The following is a 15,723-nucleotide window of genomic DNA, read 5'->3' as shown; positions in this document are numbered from 1 at the left end:
AAGCTTTATGAGCGATAATGACGGCAAAAAGACATTGGGTCTTCGTGGCGGGGCACGCCCCGGAAATGTGAAACAGAGTTTCAGCCACGGACGCACCAAGAATGTCGTGGTGGAAACCAAACGCAAGCGCGTGGTGGTCCCCAAGCCGGGTGCCGGAAAGCCGGGTGGCGGAGCAACGCCCTCGGGTGATCCGTCGCGCCGTCCTGCCGGGATCTCCGACGCGGAAATGGCCCGCCGGATGAAGGCATTGCAAGCCGCCAAAGCGCGCGAGGTCGAAGAGGCCGCCGCCCGTGAGGCAGCTGAAAAGGCGCGTGAAGAAGAACGCGCCCGTCGCCGTGCGGAACAAGAGGCCAAGGAACGCGAACAGCGTGAGGCCGAAGAGAAAGCCCGCGCCAAGGCCGAAGAGGAAGAGCGCAAGCGCCAAGAGGCGGAGGAAGCTGCCAAACGCGCTGCTGCCGCCCCGGCCCCGGAAGAGCCCAAAGCGGCCCGTAGCCCGGCCAGCAAGCCTGCGCCAGCAGCTGCTCCGCGCAAGCAGGATCGTGAACGTGAACAGCGTGGTCGTGGCAAAGGCCGTGACGACAACCGCCGTTCGGGCAAACTGACACTGGGTCAGGCCACCGGTGGCGAAGGCAACCGCCAACGCTCTATGGCCGCGATGAAGCGCAAGCAAGAGCGTGCGCGTCAGAAAGCCATGGGCGGTTCGGTTGAACGCGAAAAGGTCATTCGTGACGTTCAGCTGCCCGAGGCCATCATGGTCTCAGAGCTCGCCAACCGTATGGCCGAACGTGTCGCTGATGTTGTTAAGTCGCTGATGCAGATGGGCATGATGGTTACTCAGAACCAGACCATCGACGCTGACACAGCGGAACTGATCATCGAAGAGTTTGGCCACAAGGTCACTCGTGTCTCCGATTCGGATGTTGAAGACGTCATCAAAGAGGTCGAAGACAGCGAAGACGATCTGCAGCCGCGTCCGCCAGTCATCACCATCATGGGTCACGTTGACCACGGTAAGACTTCGCTGCTGGATGCAATCCGCGACGCGCGCGTTGTGGCCGGTGAGGCCGGTGGCATCACCCAGCACATCGGCGCCTATCAGGTGAAAACCGATGGCGGCACCACGCTGACATTCCTGGATACTCCGGGCCACGCGGCGTTTACGTCGATGCGTTCGCGCGGTGCTCAGGTCACGGATATCGTGGTTCTGGTTGTTGCGGCGGACGACGCCGTGATGCCGCAGACCATCGAGGCGATTAACCACGCCAAAGCGGCCGGAGTGCCGATGATCGTGGCGATCAACAAGGTCGACAAGCCAGATGCAAACCCGGACAAGGTGCGGACCGATCTGCTGCAGCATGAAGTGATCGTCGAGAAAATGTCGGGTGATGTTCAGGACGTTGAAGTCTCTGCCATCACCGGCCAGGGTCTGGACGAACTGCTGGAAGCCATCGCGCTGCAGGCCGAAATTCTGGAACTGAAAGCCAACCCCGACCGCGCCGCCCAAGGCGCTGTGATCGAGGCGCAGCTGGATGTGGGTCGCGGCCCCGTGGCCACCGTTCTTGTTCAGAACGGCACGCTGCGTCAGGGCGATATCTTCGTTGTGGGTGAGCAATACGGTAAGGTGCGTGCGCTGATCAACGACAAGGGTGACCGCGTTAAGGAAGCTGGCCCCTCGGTTCCGGTCGAGGTTCTGGGTCTCAACGGTACGCCCGAAGCCGGTGACGTTCTGAACGTGACCGAGACCGAAGCGCAGGCGCGTGAGATTGCTGCCTATCGTGAGCAAGCCGCCAAGGACAAACGCGCCGCCGCCGGTGCCGCGACCACCCTTGAGCAGCTGATGCAGAAGGCCAAGGAAGACGAAAACGTCACCGAGCTGCCGATTCTGATGAAAGCGGACGTACAAGGTTCGGCCGAAGCCATCGTTCAGGCGATGGAGAAGATCGGCAACGACGAAGTGCGCGTGCGCGTTCTGCACTCGGGCGTGGGTGCGATCACCGAGACGGATGTCGGGCTGGCAGAAGCCTCCGGCGCACCGATCTTCGGGTTCAACGTCCGTGCCAACGCATCGGCACGGAACACCGCGAACCAGAAGGGTGTCGAGATCCGCTACTACTCGGTGATTTATGACCTCGTGGATGACGTGAAAGCCGCCGCTTCCGGCCTGCTGAGCGCCGAGATCCGAGAGAAGTTCATCGGTTACGCCGAGATCCGCGAAGTCTTCAAGGTCACTGGCGTCGGCAAGGTTGCTGGCTGTCTGGTCACCGAAGGCGTTGCCCGCCGCTCCGCAGGCGTCCGTCTGCTGCGCGACAACGTGGTGATCCACGAAGGCACGCTGAAGACGCTGAAGCGCTTCAAGGACGAAGTGGCCGAGGTTCAGTCGGGTCAGGAATGCGGTATGGCGTTCGAGAACTACGACGATATCCGCGCAGGCGACGTGATCGAAATCTTCGAGCGCGAAGAAGTCACCCGCACGCTGGACTGATCCGGTTCTGCAAGTAAGTTTGAAAACAGCGGCTCGACTTGGGCCGCTGTTTTTTTTGGCACATCGCGATCTGCGTCTATTTTTTAGTTCAACGTGTTCCTCGTTACATTCAAGCTATGCAGGGGGCTGTAACAAGTTCGTATATGGACTTTCGAGGCCCGGTCTTGATTTACTATTGGTCGTGATTGAACGGACTTGCAGCACTTAAGGGCCAAAGGAAGAGACCTACTTCTCTCGTTCGACAGGATTTGGAGATAGATTTGACGCGTTTTTTTACAGCACTCTACTTTGTCATCACCCTGATCGCCGGACCCGCATTGGCGCATGAGCGGTTCGCCCTTGTGATCGGAAATGCTGGGTACACAACTGTCCCCGCCCTCGACAACCCTGTGAACGACGCGCGCTTGATGAGCGAAGAGCTGCGCGGTGTGGGTTTTGAGGTCACGACACTGACGGATGCAAGCCGCGCAGAGATGGAGCAGGAGGTTGAGGCTTTTGCCAGCACCGTACGCGCGGCGGGGTCCGAGGCTTTGGCAGTGTTCTATTTTGCCGGGCACGGGGTGCGCAGTGATGATTTCAACTACCTGCTTCCGCTCGGCGTGAACATTCAGTCCGAGGCTGATATTTCAGATCAGGCTGTCCCGGCCGAGTGGGTTCTCGATCGCATTCACACACCTCAGGCCGTTAGTGTCATGATTCTGGACGCGTGCCGCGACAATCCTTTTGGAAGTGAAACGGACGGTGCACTGGATGTCGGCGACGGGCTTGCGCGTATGACGGCCCGCACCAACAACCTGATCGCTTATGCCACCGGACCCGGCGACGTCGCTTTGGACGGGACTGGGACCAACAGCCCTTACACAGCAGCCATTGCGCGTGCGATCGGAACCCGAGGTCTCACCCTTGAGCAGATGTTTGATCAGGTGCGCACGGATGTGATTGGCGAAACGGACGGAGTGCAATCCCCTTGGGCCCGGTCATCCCTGAACATACGGATTGGCATCAAGGACCCGAGTGCGAATTGACAGGGGTCAGACCCGTGCATCGCGAAGGCTAGGACGTTCCCGACTGCTTTGAAGCTGTGAACGTCCCGGGATGCATGATGATGTCGAAATGCTGCATCCCCTTTTTCAGATCGAAGCTGACAGAGTGTCCGGCCTTGCGCAGGTGCTCGGCGTAGTCGCGGCTTTGGCGGATGAATTCCGGGGTGTCCCTCTCGGCCACGGTCACGTGGTAGCGTGGTCCGGGGCGGGGCACGTGACGGATGGGGGACAGGTCGTTGACCTCAACTGGGGTCAGTTGCAGCGGATCATTGACCGAAGTCAGGCTGATCGGCTCCAGATCGTAAACCCCGCTGATCAGAATCACGTCGCGCACCCGCAACCCGGCGCGGGCTAGAGCGTTTGCAGATTGCGCCATGACCATGCTGGCCAATTGCGCCCCTGCGCTGTGCCCTGACAAGGTGATCCTGCTGGGGTCAAACCCCAGGGACTCAGCCTGCGACGCCAGCCAGAGTAGCGCATCACGGCACTCATCGATCATGTCCGCGATGCGGGCATCAGGGGCCAGAGTGTAGTTCAGTGCCGCAAAAGCCTGACCCGCTTCAATCAACGCCGGTGCCATCATGGCGGACTCGCGCTGGCTGAGGGCCTGCCAATAGCCGCCATGGATAAAGACATGCAGCGGCGCGCCTGCTTCGGCGGCTGGGAAGTAATCCAGAACCTGTGCCGGGCCTCCGCCATAGGTCAGATTTTCCTGAACCGTCAGACTGGCCCTCGCTTGCGCACTGAGGGCGCTATAGCTTGCAATGTAAGGCGTCAGATCACCGCCGATCATTGATCTCGGCGAATATTCCTGTTCCAGTTCAGCCTGTGAAAACCCGCGATACAGCATCAGTCCCCCGCATAGATCAGTTCTGTGCGCATATCATACAAATCGTGGAAGAAGCGCAATTCCAATGCTTTGCGTAAAAAGCCGACGCCGCTGGAGCCTCCTGTTCCCGGCTGCATCCCGATAACACGTTCAACGGCGGTTGCGTGATCGAACCGCCACCGTTGGAACAGGCATTCCACATCCATCAGCTTCTCTGCCAGCGCATAAAGCTCCCAGTGTTTTTCGGTGTCGCGAAAGACCTGAACCCAGATTTTCACCACCCGAGGATCGCCGGAGTAGGGCTGCGCATAATCCCGCTCCAGCAGGTCCTGAGGCACGTCGAAGCCTTGGCGGGCCAGCATGTGCAGCACCTCGTCATAGAGAGACGGTTTGGTGAGGGCCGCGTTCAGCATCTCCATCACTTCGGGATCATGGGCGTGAACCTTCAGGGTCGATGGATCCTTGTTGCCCAAAATGAACTCGATCTGGCGGTAGCCATAGCTTTGGAACCCAGAGGAACTGCCAAGTGCCTGCCGAAAGGTCATGTAGTCGGCGGGCGTCATGGTCAGCAGAGTTTCCCATGCCGCGATCAGCTGATGTTGGATGGCTTTGATGCGGTCGAGGTTTTTCATCGCCGGACCAAACGCGTCCTGCTGCAGGAAGCGGCGCACCTCGACCAGTTGATGGTGCATCAGTTTCAGCCACAGCTCGCTGACCTGATGGATGATGATGAACAACATCTCATCGGGCTGGGCGGGGTCCTGAAAGGTCTTCTGCAGGTTCAGCAGCGTCTTGAGTTGCAGAAAATCGCCATAGCTTTTGCGATGGGTCTCGGTGAAATCGGTGACCAGAGAGTCTTCGATCCCGCGTTCCAGATACCTGTCAGTGTCGCTCATTTGCTCCTCCAAACGCCTGAGGTTCCCCGATGTGTAAGGGGTCAGCCCGCGCAGCGCCAGAGGGTCAGGTCCAGTCGAGAACCACCTTGCCGGATTGGCCGGATTTCATGGCCGCAAACCCCTCGGCAAAATCGTCGACTTTCATCTGATGGGTGATCACGCGGCTAACATCCAGGCCGTTTTGCAGCATGGCGATCATCTTGTACCAGGTCTCGAACATCTCGCGCCCGTAGACGCCCTTGATGGTGATGGCCTTGAACACGATGCGGGACCAATCGACAGGGGATTTGCCGGGCGGAATACCCAGCAAAGCGATCTTTCCCCCCATCACCAGCGCCTCGACCATTTGGTCCAGCGCGATTTGCGAGCCGGACATTTCCAGCCCCACATCGAAACCTTCCTTCAATCCTAGCTCGGCGATGACATCCTGCAGGTCCTCATTGGAGACGTCGACTGTGCGGACCGTTGGCACCACGTGTTCGGCCAGTTTCAGGCGGTCAGGGTTGATGTCGGTGATGACCACGTTGCGAGCGCCTGCGTGGCGGGCGACGGCAGCGGCCATGATGCCAATCGGCCCAGCGCCTGTAATCAGCACATCCTCCCCCAGCAGATCAAAGCTGAGCGCGGTGTGAACGGCGTTTCCAAGAGGGTCGAGAATGGCTCCGATTTCGTCAGGCACGTCGTCGGGCAGGGGGACGACGTTGAAGGCAGGCAGTTTCAGATATTGCGCAAACGCGCCTTGTTCGTTGACGCCTATGCCGCGCGTTCCGGGGTCGAGGTGGAACTTGCCCGCGCGGCTCTGACGGCTGTCTGTTCCGATCAGGTGCCCCTCGCCCGAGCAACGCTGCCCGATCTCAAGCCCGGTTACGTTGCGGCCGATCTCAACGATCTCACCCGCGAACTCATGACCGGTGATCATCGGAACGGGAACGGTTGCTGCGGCCCAGTCGTCCCAGTTCCAGATATGAATGTCGGTCCCGCAGATGCCGGTCTTGTTGATCCGGATCAGCACCTCATCCGGGCCGATCTCGGGCACCGGGGCCTGTACCATCCACAGGCCTTCCTTGGATTCTGATTTTTCCAGCGCTTTCATTGTGTTGGGACGCATTGCACTACTCCCATAAATCGGTGGACAGGTATTTCAGACCACTGTCGCAAATGACGATCGCGACGCAGCCGCCACGCTCCGGGCCGCGCAGCAGATCGATCGCTGCGGCAAGGTTCGCGCCGGCTGAGTATCCGGCAAAGATCCCTTCGCTGCGTGCGAGCAACCGGGCGCAATCTCGGGCCGCGCTGCCTGACACCGAAAGGTGCCCCGCGAGGGGGACGCCGTTCACATGGGTCAGGTCAGCCATGGCATAGCCGCCGCCCTGTATCGGATGGTCGGGCGTGTCGACGACTTCACCAGCCAAGGCCCGTGCGCCCTCGGGTTCGATGGCGTAACACCGCACGCCATGCGGCGCGAAGAATGCCGCTGCTCCGGCCAAGGTGCCGCCTGAACCGGCGAAATCACAGAAGGCCGTGACCGCACCGCCAGACTGCTCCCAGATTTCCGGCCCGGTCCCTGTTGAATGCGCTATTGGGTTACCCGAATGACCGAACTGATCCGCGCGAAACGCGCCGCGTTCTGCTGTGACTTTCTGCGCCGCCTCATCCACCAGCGCCAGATCAGCGCCCGAAACCTCACCCGGTTTGCTGCCCTCGGCCTGCGGCACGATGATCACCTCTGCCCCCAGCGCCCGCATCATACGCGCGCGCTCGACCGAGTTTCCGGCGCTCATCACGGCGACAAACGGATGGCCCATGATTCCGCAGACAATCGCCAGACCGGTTCCCATATTGCCCGAGGTCAGCTCGACAACAGTTTGCCCTGGCGCAAGCGTTCCATCGGCGCAGGCCATTTCGATGATGGATTTTGCCGCGCGGTCCTTTTTCGAGAATCCGGGCAACAGATAGTCCAGCTTGGCCAGAATGCGACCGTCCAGCTGAAGCTGCTGGCAGATGCGCGACAGGTCCACCAAAGGGGTATTGCCGATGGCGTCGATGACAGAGGCAAAGGTCATTTGATGACTCCAAGCTCTTTGCCGACTTTCTCAAATGCGGCAAGCGCCTGGTCAAGCTCCTGCCTTGTCAGTGCGGCGTTCATCTGGGTTCTGATCCGGGCCTGCCCGCGCGGGACCACGGGAAAGAAAAAGCCTGAGACATAGACGCCTTCGTCAAACAACCGGGCCGCCATATCCTGCGCCAAAGTCGCGTCTCCCAGCATGACCGGAATGATCGGGTGTTCACCCGGCAAAAGGTCAAAACCCAGCTTCTCCAGCCCCGCCCGCCAGTATTTGGCGTTTCCGAACAGCTGCGCGCGCAGCATGTCGCCTTGTTGGACCAGACGGATGGCCTCAATCCCGGCGGCGACGATGGAGGGCGGCAGCGAGTTCGAGAACAGATAGGGCCGCGCCCGCTGCCGCAGCAGGTCGATCACTGGCTGCGGCCCGGCGATATAACCGCCGATTGCCCCCCCAAGTGCTTTGCCCAAGGTTCCCGTCAGGATGTCGACATCGACACCGAAATGATCCGGTGTGCCCGCGCCGTTCGGTCCCATAAACCCGGTGGCGTGGCAGTCATCGACCATGACGATGGCGTCATATTTATCGGCCAGCTCGCGGATTTTCGGCAGGTTGGCGAGGTAACCATCCATTGAAAACACGCCGTCGGTCGCGATCATGATATGCCGCGCCCCATCCTCGCGCGCTTGCTTGAGCCAGGCTTCAAGGTCGTTCATGTCGTTGTTCAGATAGCGATAGCGTTTGGCCTTGCACAACCGTACCCCGTCAATGATCGAGGCATGGTTCAGACTGTCCGAGATAATGGCGTCCTTGGGGCCGAGAAGGGGTTCGAACAGCCCCCCGTTCGCGTCGAAACAGGCGGCGAACAGGATCGAGTCATCCTTGTTCAGGAACTCGGCCAGCTTCTGTTCCAGCTCGCGGTGAATGTCCTGCGTGCCGCAGATAAACCGGACCGAGGCCATGCCGAACCCTTTGGGGCCCATTGCATCTGTGGCGGCGTCGATCAACGCGGGATGGTCGGCCAGCCCCAGATAGTTGTTGGCGCACAGGTTGATGACCTGCTTGTCGCCCACCGTGATCTCACCGCCCTGAGGCGATGTAATCATGCGTTCGCGTTTATACAGACCTTCGGATTCGATCTGCGCGAGGGTGTCCGTGATATGGGACAGGAATGCATCTGCCATGGCGACCTCCGTTCTTCTGAGTCGGATGTCTAACATAACGGATACAATTCCCAAATAGGAGAATTACACTATACGGGAAAAATTTCCGTGAAGGCGGAATGTGTATCGTTTTGCGTTTGATTTGAAACGAAATACGCTGCCTCTCCCTGCGGTCGAACGCGCATTTCGATGGCCTTGCCTCGGGTAAAACGCAAAACGCCCTAGGCGTTTTTGACGATCAGAAAGACCCGCGCGGGGCCCTTAGAAGAAATGGAATGGGTCACATCAGCTGCATATCGGGCGGTGTCGCCCTGCTGCATCTCAGATATCGCAGTGCCCGAGGTGACGCGCACCGCACCTTCCAAAACCGTCAACTGTTCGCGTGTGCCGCGGGCATGCGGCTGACTGTTCAGCGTGCCGTCGTGGTCAAAGCGGATGTCGTAGACCTCGTGTCCTCCGGCCTCTTCCGGGGGCGACAGGATACGGATGCGGCAGTTCTTTCCCATATTGTCGATGCTGGGCACCTCGGCCTGGCGCAGAACCTCGATCTGGTCCGAGGTTTTGGTCTCTTCTAGCAGCCCTGCGAAATCCACCTGCAAGGCCCGCGTCAGGTTCCACAGGGTTGAGATGGTCGGGCTGCTTTCGCCCCGTTCGATCTGACTGACCATTGATCGAGATACGCCGCTGAGATTGGCAACAGCTTCCAGCGACAGGCCCTTGGCGCGGCGCGCCTCTTTCAGGCGGGCGGGTAGAAGGGTCAGGATATCGTCTGTGTTTTCCGTCATGACGGAATCTGATGCGCTTTTCATGGTGGGTTGTCAATTCTGCTTGTGACGGTACGTCCCATGGGACAGCCTTGTTTCGCAGATGCATAGTGTCGCCAAATCCAAGCTGGGAGTAGAGACATGAAAGATATCGTCATTCTGGATGGGGCCCGTACGGCTGTTGGAACGTTTGGGGGTGCCCTGGCCTCGACCGCACCGATTGATCTGGCGACCGTTGTAACCGAAGCCGCGATGGAGAAGTCGGGCGTCAAAGGCGGCCAGATTGGCAATGTTGTGTTTGGCCATGTGATCAACACCGAACCGCGCGACATGTATCTGTCGCGTGCGGCCGCCAAACAGGCAGGTATCCCGGTCGAAACCCCCGCGATGAACGTGAACCGTCTGTGCGGTTCAGGGGCGCAGGCGATTGTGTCGGCGGTGCAATCGCTGATGCTGGGCGATGCCGAATTTGCAGTGGCTGGTGGGGCTGAGAGCATGTCGCGCAGCCCCTACATCCTGCAGCAGGCGCGCTGGGGTGCCAAGATGGGCGATATCAAATCTCTGGACATGATGCTGGGTGCGCTGAACTGCCCCTTTGGCACCGGCCATATGGGTGTGACAGCTGAGAACGTCGCTGATGAACATCAGGTCACACGCGAGCAGATGGATGAGTTCGCTCTTACCAGCCAGACCCGCGCCGCTGCTGCCATTGAGGCCGGATATTTCCAAAGCCAGATCGCGCCGGTTCAGGTCAAGGTTAAGCGCGACATGGTTGATTTCATGGTCGACGAGCATCCCAAGGCGACTTCGATTGAGGCGCTGGCGGGTCTGCGTCCGGCGTTCAAGAAGGATGGTAGGGTAACGGCGGGTAACGCCTCTGGCATCAATGACGGTGCGGCGGCGATGGTTCTTGCCACGGCAGAAGCGGCCGAGAAAGCTGGTCTGAAGCCGAAAGCGCGAATTCTGGGTTACGGCCACGCTGGTGTCCGCCCCGAAGTGATGGGCATTGGTCCGGTGCCTGCGGTTCAGAACCTGCTGGCCAAGACCGGCCTGACGGTGGAAGACTTCGACGTGATCGAAAGCAACGAAGCCTTTGCTTCGCAGGCTCTGGCCGTGAACAAAGAGCTGGGTCTGGATGCCGACAAGGTAAACCCGAACGGTGGTGCGATTGCGTTGGGTCACCCGGTGGGTGCGACAGGTGCGATCATCACGCTGAAGGCCTTGTATGAGTTGGAGCGGACTGGAGGCTCCAAAGGTCTGATCACCATGTGTATCGGCGGTGGTCAGGGTATCGCGATTGCCATCGAAAGGCTCTGACTTCGAGTTGGGCAGGGGGGCTGTCTGCCCCCATCGCGCCGCTGGGCGCGATTCCCCCCGAGGATATTTTCAGCCAGATGAAGCAGGCGGATTGCGCCTAGCTGAGCGCTGTTAGCAACAGGACCAAAGCAGCGCCTGCCACGGCTCCGAGCGTGGCGGGAAGGGCTTTGGACCACAGGCGGGAGTTGGTCTGATCGTCTTTTTGCGTTTGCGCGATCAGGGCGTCTTCCACCAGCGCGGGTAGGCGTGGGCCGAACCGAGCCAGAACCAAAGCGGTTTTGCCAAAGTCGCGGAGCGCCGCGCGGGGGCCGATGGATTTCTTGATGTAATCCTCGACGACCGGACGCGCGACCTCCCATATATTGATATGCGGATCGAGTGATCGAGCGACGCCTTCGACGACAACCATGGTGCGCTGTAGCAGGATCAGCTCGGTTCGGGTTTCCATGCCAAAGCGTTCGGTGACTTCGAACAGGTAATTCAGCAAGCGGCCCATCGAGATATGGGTGGCGTCCATGCCGAAGATGGGTTCTCCTACCGCGCGCAGGGCGCGGGCGAATTCGTCGACGTCTTGATTGGCTGGGACGTATCCGGCCTCGAAATGCACCTCGGCCACGCGTTTATAGTCGCGGCGGATGAAACCAAAAAGAATCTCGGCATAGACCCGGCGGGTGTATTCGTCGATATGGCCCATGATGCCGTAGTCATAGGCGATGATATCGCTATTGGCGGCGACCTTCAGGTTGCCCTGGTGCATGTCGGCGTGGAAGTAGCCGTCGCGCAGGGCGTGCAGCAGGAACAGGCGCAGGACACGCTCGCCCAAATCGCGGCGGTTATGGCCCGCGGCGTCCAGAGCGTCGTTGTCGCCAAGCGGGATGCCATCCGCCCAGCTGAGCGTCATCACACGGCGCGCGGACAGAGACCACACGACCGGAGGCAGCCAGAATCCTCCATCATCCTTGGTGTTGGCAGCGTATTCCGAGGCTGCCGAGCTTTCCAGACGCAAGTCCAGCTCACCCCGTACTACGCCATCGAAATGTTCGATCACTTCCATTGGACGGAGGCGGCGCGCGCCCGGGGCGCAGAGTTGTACCATGCGGGCGGCGAAATAGAACGCGTCGACATCCTTGCGGAAGGCGCGCTCGATTCCCGGACGCAGGACTTTGACGGCGACGTCCTCTCCTGTGCTGGTCAGCTTGGCCTTGTGAACCTGAGCGATCGAGGCCGCAGCGATCGGTTCGCTGAACTCGCTGAACATTTCTGAGATCGGCTGGCCCAGCTCTTTCTCGACCTCGGCCATGGCTTCGGTCTTCGGGAAAGGGGGCAGCTTGTCCTGCAATACGCGCAGTTGCTCGGCCAGTTCGTTGCCAACCACGTCGGGCCGGGTCGACAGGACCTGTCCGAATTTGATGTACGCCGGACCCAGCGCGGTCAGCGCGCGTGTGGCAGGGGGCATCTCTGGATCGCCCTTGTACCCAAGCCATTGAAACGGTTTGCCAAGCGCGTGGGCCACAAAGCGGACCGCGCGGGGGGCTTCGAACGCGTCCAGCACGACACCCATGGCGCCCGTGCGCTCTAGCGTGGCGCCTGTTCGGATCAGGCGTATGATGTTGTGAGGGCCGCGCATTTAGATCTTCCAGCCGGAATGCAACGCGGCGATTCCCATGCTTAGGTTACGGTATTTGGCGTTTTCGAAACCGGCGGTGCGGACCATACTCAGGAATGTCTCCTGATCGGGGAACTTGCGGATCGATTCCACGAGGTACTGGTAGCTGTCGTAGTCATTGGCGATCAGCTTGCCCATGCGCGGGATGACGTTGAAGCTGTAGAGATCATAGAGCTTTTGCAGCCCATCGTTGGGCAACTGGCTGAACTCCAACACCATCAGGCGACCACCGGGTTTCAAAACGCGATAGGCCTCGTTCAGCGCTTCTTGCGGGCGGGTGACGTTCCTGATGCCGAAGGAGATCGTGTAGACGTCGAAGGTGTTGTCCTCGAACGGCAGAGACATCGCATCGCCGACGACCCAGTTCAGGCTATCCGACATCTGGTCGGCCTCAGCCCGCTGACGGCCTTCGACCAGCATTGGTTCGGTCAGGTCAAGAACGGTGGCGTGGCCATAGCCCGCGCGTTTCAGGAAACGGAACGAGATGTCTCCGGTGCCGCCTGCGACGTCCAGCAGGCGCTGACCGGGGCGCGGGGCAAGCCAGTCCATCATCGCGTCTTTCCAGACCCGGTGGATGCCCATCGACATGACATCATTCATCACGTCGTATTTCGAGGCCACCGAGTTGAAAACGCCCTGTACGCGCCCGGCCTTGTCAGCCTCGCGGACGGTTTCGAACCCGAAATGAGTGGTCTTGTCGCTGTTGTCGGACATTTGCCTTGCCGTTTGTCGAATTTCGCCTCTGTTATAGGGCCATCAGAGGCGGGCACAATGCGGCCCTTTGGAATAGGAGCCATCTAATGCCCGAATTGCCTGAGGTCGAGACAGTAAGACGCGGCCTGACCCCTGCGATGGAGGGGGTGGTCATCGAGCATGCCGATGTGAACCGTCCCGATCTGCGCTGGCCCTTTCCGGAGCGTATGGCCGAGCGGTTGACGGGTCAGGCGGTTCAGCGCCTGCGGCGGCGCTCAAAATACATTCTGGCAGATCTCAGCAGTGGCGAGACGTTGTTGATTCACTTGGGTATGTCGGGGCGTATGACAGTGTCGGGTGATCCGCTGGGGCAGTTCGTCCATGACCATCCGATGCCCGAAAAGCATGACCATGTCGTGTTCCACATGGCCAATGGTGCCCGCGTGACCTTCAACGATCCGCGCCGGTTCGGGGCCATGGATTTGCTGCCAACCGCAACCGCAGAAGACCACAAACTGCTGTCCGTTCTGGGGCCAGAGCCATTGGGCAATGATTTTCACGAACAGCACCTGATTGACGCGTTCAAGGGTAAGAACACGCCGGTCAAATCGGCACTTCTGGATCAGGGAATCGTTGCCGGGTTGGGGAATATTTACGTTTGCGAGGCGCTTTATCGCGGCAAGGTGTCGCCACGTCGCAAGGCCGGAAAGATTTCTGCGGCACGTGTCGCGGCCCTTGTGCCGATTATCCGGCAGGTGTTGCAGGACGCGATCGAGGCAGGGGGATCGTCACTGAAAGATTTCCGTCAAGCCGATGGAGAACTTGGATATTTTCAGCACAGCTTTGATGTTTACGGCCGCGAAGGCGAACCCTGCCGAACCCAGGGTTGCGGTGCCGAAATCAAGAGAATCACCCAGTCCGGTCGCTCATCCTTCTATTGTGCGCAATGCCAAAGATAGCTTGATCCAGCGAAATCGCGTGTTAAGGAATCGTACCTGAACGGAACAACCGGAAGCTTATACCTCATGGCTTTTGAGACGATCATCGTCGAAATCGAAGACCACGTCGCCCTTATCAAACTCGACAGACCAGATGCGATGAATGCGCTGAACACCCAATTGGTGGGTGAGCTGTGCGCCGCACTGGAAGAGGCGGACCAGAACGACAAAGTGCGCTGCATCGTGCTGACCGGCTCGGACAAGGCGTTTGCCGCAGGTGCGGACATCAAGGAAATGTCCGAGATGAGCTTTGTCGACGTTTTCAGCACTGACCTGTTTGCCTCGGTCAACGAGCGCGTCTCGGCCATTCGCAAGCCCATCATCGCGGCGGTTGCGGGTTACGCGCTGGGCGGTGGCTGCGAAGTCGCCATGATGTGCGATTTCATTATTGCAGCCGATACAGCCAAGTTCGGCCAGCCCGAGATCAATCTGGGCGTTATCGCGGGCATCGGCGGCACCCAGCGGCTTACGCGCTTTGTTGGCAAGTCCAAGGCGATGGACATGAACCTGACCGGTCGCTTCATGGACGCAGAAGAAGCCGAGCGCGCGGGTCTTGTCAGCCGTGTGGTTCCTGCGAAGAAGCTGATTGAAGAAGCTGTGGGCGCAGCCCATAAGATTGCTGAGAAATCTTTGCTGACGGCCGCAGCCGCGAAAGAAGCGGTGAATCGCAGCTATGAACTACCGCTTAGCGAAGGTCTTCTGTTCGAGCGTCGCGTCTTTCATTCGATGTTCGCGACCGAAGACCAGAAAGAGGGCATGGCGGCGTTTCTGGAAAAACGCGCTGCTCAATTCCGCGACAAGTAGGGTCGTGACAGAGAATTAAGGAAGGGCAGGCTATGGCCTGCCTTTTTTGTTGGGCGTACGAGGCAAGAATCGGCTTGGCAAACCCGTAAAACTTGGGTAGAGACCGCCGTCATACATGCGCGTGCGGCCCGCTTGGCCCGAGTCACACTCGTGATTTCTGATCCGGTGCGGATAATTCCGTGGCGCGCAACCCTAGATAACCGTACCGAACAAAGGTCAGAGACACATGGCAAATTCGCCCCAGGCAAAGAAACGCGCCCGTCAGAACGAAAAGCGTTTCGCCGTAAACAAAGCACGCCGTTCGCGCATCCGCACCTACCTGCGTAAAGTTGAAGAAGCGATCGCATCCGGCGACAAAGACGCTGCAACCGCAGCTCTGCGCGCAGCTCAGCCTGAACTGATGCGCGGCGTCACCAAAGGCGTTTTCCACAAGAACACCGCATCGCGTAAAATGTCGCGCCTGTCGGCACGCGTAAAAGCGCTGGGTTGATTCCCGCTAGGACGCGTCAAGTGTTTTCCTACGTAAAGGCGTCGCGCATTGCGGCGCCTTTCGTGTTTGTTGCCAGAAAGCCGCGACCTCACGAAGTCGAGAGATTCTTTCGCCCCGAACCCCGAGTCAATATCAGAGTTTCGTTGCTGCGACAGGCAACATCTTGCTACCACTGAGTCAGCGATTCACTCGCTTGGGGGGACAGGCTGTTCCAGCCATCTGACTGACGGGCATCAGTCAGACAGCAGGAACCAGCGTTCGAAAACCGGCCTTGGCCGGTGAAACGATCTGCTCTGGGTCTCGGGTTTTCCGACGATCTCAGCCCTGTCAAACAATTGGGTTACGACGCGTGCCCCGGTTTTCCGGGATCCTGCTGCGGGATACGATTTGTGCATGCTGAGTGTTCATTTACCCGCCGGATGGGACAGTCCGGCGCATGGTACCCTTGTGCGTGAACGTCAATGACCGGGAAACCGGCGACGATTGATAAGACCGACAGGTCAAAAAAAATGGGA

Annotated in this window: 14 protein-coding genes; 6 read left to right on the top strand and 8 right to left on the bottom strand. The window is 59.4% G+C overall.

All coding sequences use genetic code 11. The features are described from left to right. Positions 1-7 precede the first annotated feature (7 nt). Both infB and ACR0NO_RS16925 read left to right on the top strand, forming a co-directional pair. Complete coding sequence (gene infB, locus ACR0NO_RS16930) at positions 8-2,482, top strand: translation initiation factor IF-2 (protein ID WP_170470980.1); 2,475 nt, start codon at positions 8-10, stop codon at positions 2,480-2,482. A gap of 260 nt (positions 2,483-2,742) precedes the next feature. Further along, complete coding sequence (locus ACR0NO_RS16925; protein ID WP_480724813.1) at positions 2,743-3,507, top strand: caspase family protein; 765 nt, start codon at positions 2,743-2,745, stop codon at positions 3,505-3,507. Between the two features lie 28 nt (positions 3,508-3,535). On the opposite strand, the gene ACR0NO_RS16920 is transcribed toward ACR0NO_RS16925, so the two are convergent. The 6 genes from ACR0NO_RS16920 to ACR0NO_RS16895 all read right to left on the bottom strand — a co-directional run bounded on the left by ACR0NO_RS16920 (position 3,536) and on the right by ACR0NO_RS16895 (position 9,261). Then, on the bottom strand, positions 3,536-4,375 hold the full coding sequence (locus ACR0NO_RS16920) for an alpha/beta hydrolase (RefSeq protein ID WP_480724812.1): 840 nt from the start codon (positions 4,373-4,375) through the stop codon (positions 3,536-3,538). Then, positions 4,375-5,250 (bottom strand): tryptophan 2,3-dioxygenase, encoded by an 876-nt coding sequence (locus ACR0NO_RS16915; RefSeq protein ID WP_480724811.1) that lies wholly within the window; start codon positions 5,248-5,250, stop codon positions 4,375-4,377. The genes ACR0NO_RS16920 and ACR0NO_RS16915 overlap by 1 nt, the downstream gene beginning before the upstream one ends. A 64-nt stretch (positions 5,251-5,314) precedes the next feature. Then, complete coding sequence (gene tdh, locus ACR0NO_RS16910) at positions 5,315-6,343, bottom strand: L-threonine 3-dehydrogenase (RefSeq protein WP_480724853.1); 1,029 nt, start codon at positions 6,341-6,343, stop codon at positions 5,315-5,317. A gap of 19 nt (positions 6,344-6,362) precedes the next feature. Then, positions 6,363-7,313, bottom strand: coding sequence for a PLP-dependent cysteine synthase family protein (locus ACR0NO_RS16905; protein WP_480673235.1), 951 nt, complete (start codon positions 7,311-7,313; stop codon positions 6,363-6,365). Then, entirely contained in the window at positions 7,310-8,497 is a 1,188-nt protein-coding gene (locus ACR0NO_RS16900; protein ID WP_480724810.1) for a glycine C-acetyltransferase, read from the bottom strand. Before ACR0NO_RS16900 ends, ACR0NO_RS16905 begins: the two co-directional genes overlap by 4 nt. 200 nt (positions 8,498-8,697) lie before the next feature. Next, positions 8,698-9,261 (bottom strand): helix-turn-helix domain-containing protein, encoded by a 564-nt coding sequence (locus ACR0NO_RS16895; protein ID WP_480724809.1) that lies wholly within the window; start codon positions 9,259-9,261, stop codon positions 8,698-8,700. 120 nt (positions 9,262-9,381) lie between these two features. Here ACR0NO_RS16895 and ACR0NO_RS16890 point away from each other — a divergent pair, with 120 nt between their 5' ends. Then, positions 9,382-10,557, top strand: coding sequence for an acetyl-CoA C-acyltransferase family protein (locus ACR0NO_RS16890; protein ID WP_480724808.1), 1,176 nt, complete (start codon positions 9,382-9,384; stop codon positions 10,555-10,557). Positions 10,558-10,654: 97 nt separating this feature from the next. On the opposite strand, the gene ubiB is transcribed toward ACR0NO_RS16890, so the two are convergent. Then, positions 10,655-12,184, bottom strand: coding sequence for a 2-polyprenylphenol 6-hydroxylase (gene ubiB / locus ACR0NO_RS16885; RefSeq protein ID WP_480724807.1), 1,530 nt, complete (start codon positions 12,182-12,184; stop codon positions 10,655-10,657). Continuing rightward, positions 12,185-12,937: a bifunctional demethylmenaquinone methyltransferase/2-methoxy-6-polyprenyl-1,4-benzoquinol methylase UbiE gene (gene ubiE / locus ACR0NO_RS16880; RefSeq protein ID WP_480724806.1), complete on the bottom strand. Its 753-nt coding sequence runs from the start codon at positions 12,935-12,937 to the stop codon at positions 12,185-12,187. It lies immediately after the preceding gene. 86 nt (positions 12,938-13,023) lie between these two features. Between ubiE and mutM the strand changes: the two genes are divergently transcribed. From mutM to rpsT, 3 genes are all read left to right on the top strand, one after another. Next, positions 13,024-13,875, top strand: a complete 852-nt coding sequence (mutM, locus tag ACR0NO_RS16875) for a bifunctional DNA-formamidopyrimidine glycosylase/DNA-(apurinic or apyrimidinic site) lyase (RefSeq protein WP_480724805.1) — start codon at positions 13,024-13,026, stop codon at positions 13,873-13,875. Between the two features lie 66 nt (positions 13,876-13,941). Next, positions 13,942-14,718 carry an enoyl-CoA hydratase gene (locus ACR0NO_RS16870; RefSeq protein WP_480724804.1) on the top strand — a complete coding sequence of 259 codons (777 nt, stop codon included), beginning with the start codon at positions 13,942-13,944 and terminating at the stop codon, positions 14,716-14,718. A gap of 226 nt (positions 14,719-14,944) precedes the next feature. After that, entirely contained in the window at positions 14,945-15,208 is a 264-nt protein-coding gene (gene rpsT / locus ACR0NO_RS16865; RefSeq protein ID WP_142638226.1) for a 30S ribosomal protein S20, read from the top strand. Positions 15,209-15,723: the final 515 nt, after the last annotated feature.

The sequence above is a fragment of the Ruegeria sp. CL3 genome (assembly GCF_056536505.1).
The sequence above is the reverse complement of the archived record's forward strand: the minus strand, read 5'-3'. Positions and strand labels throughout refer to the sequence as shown.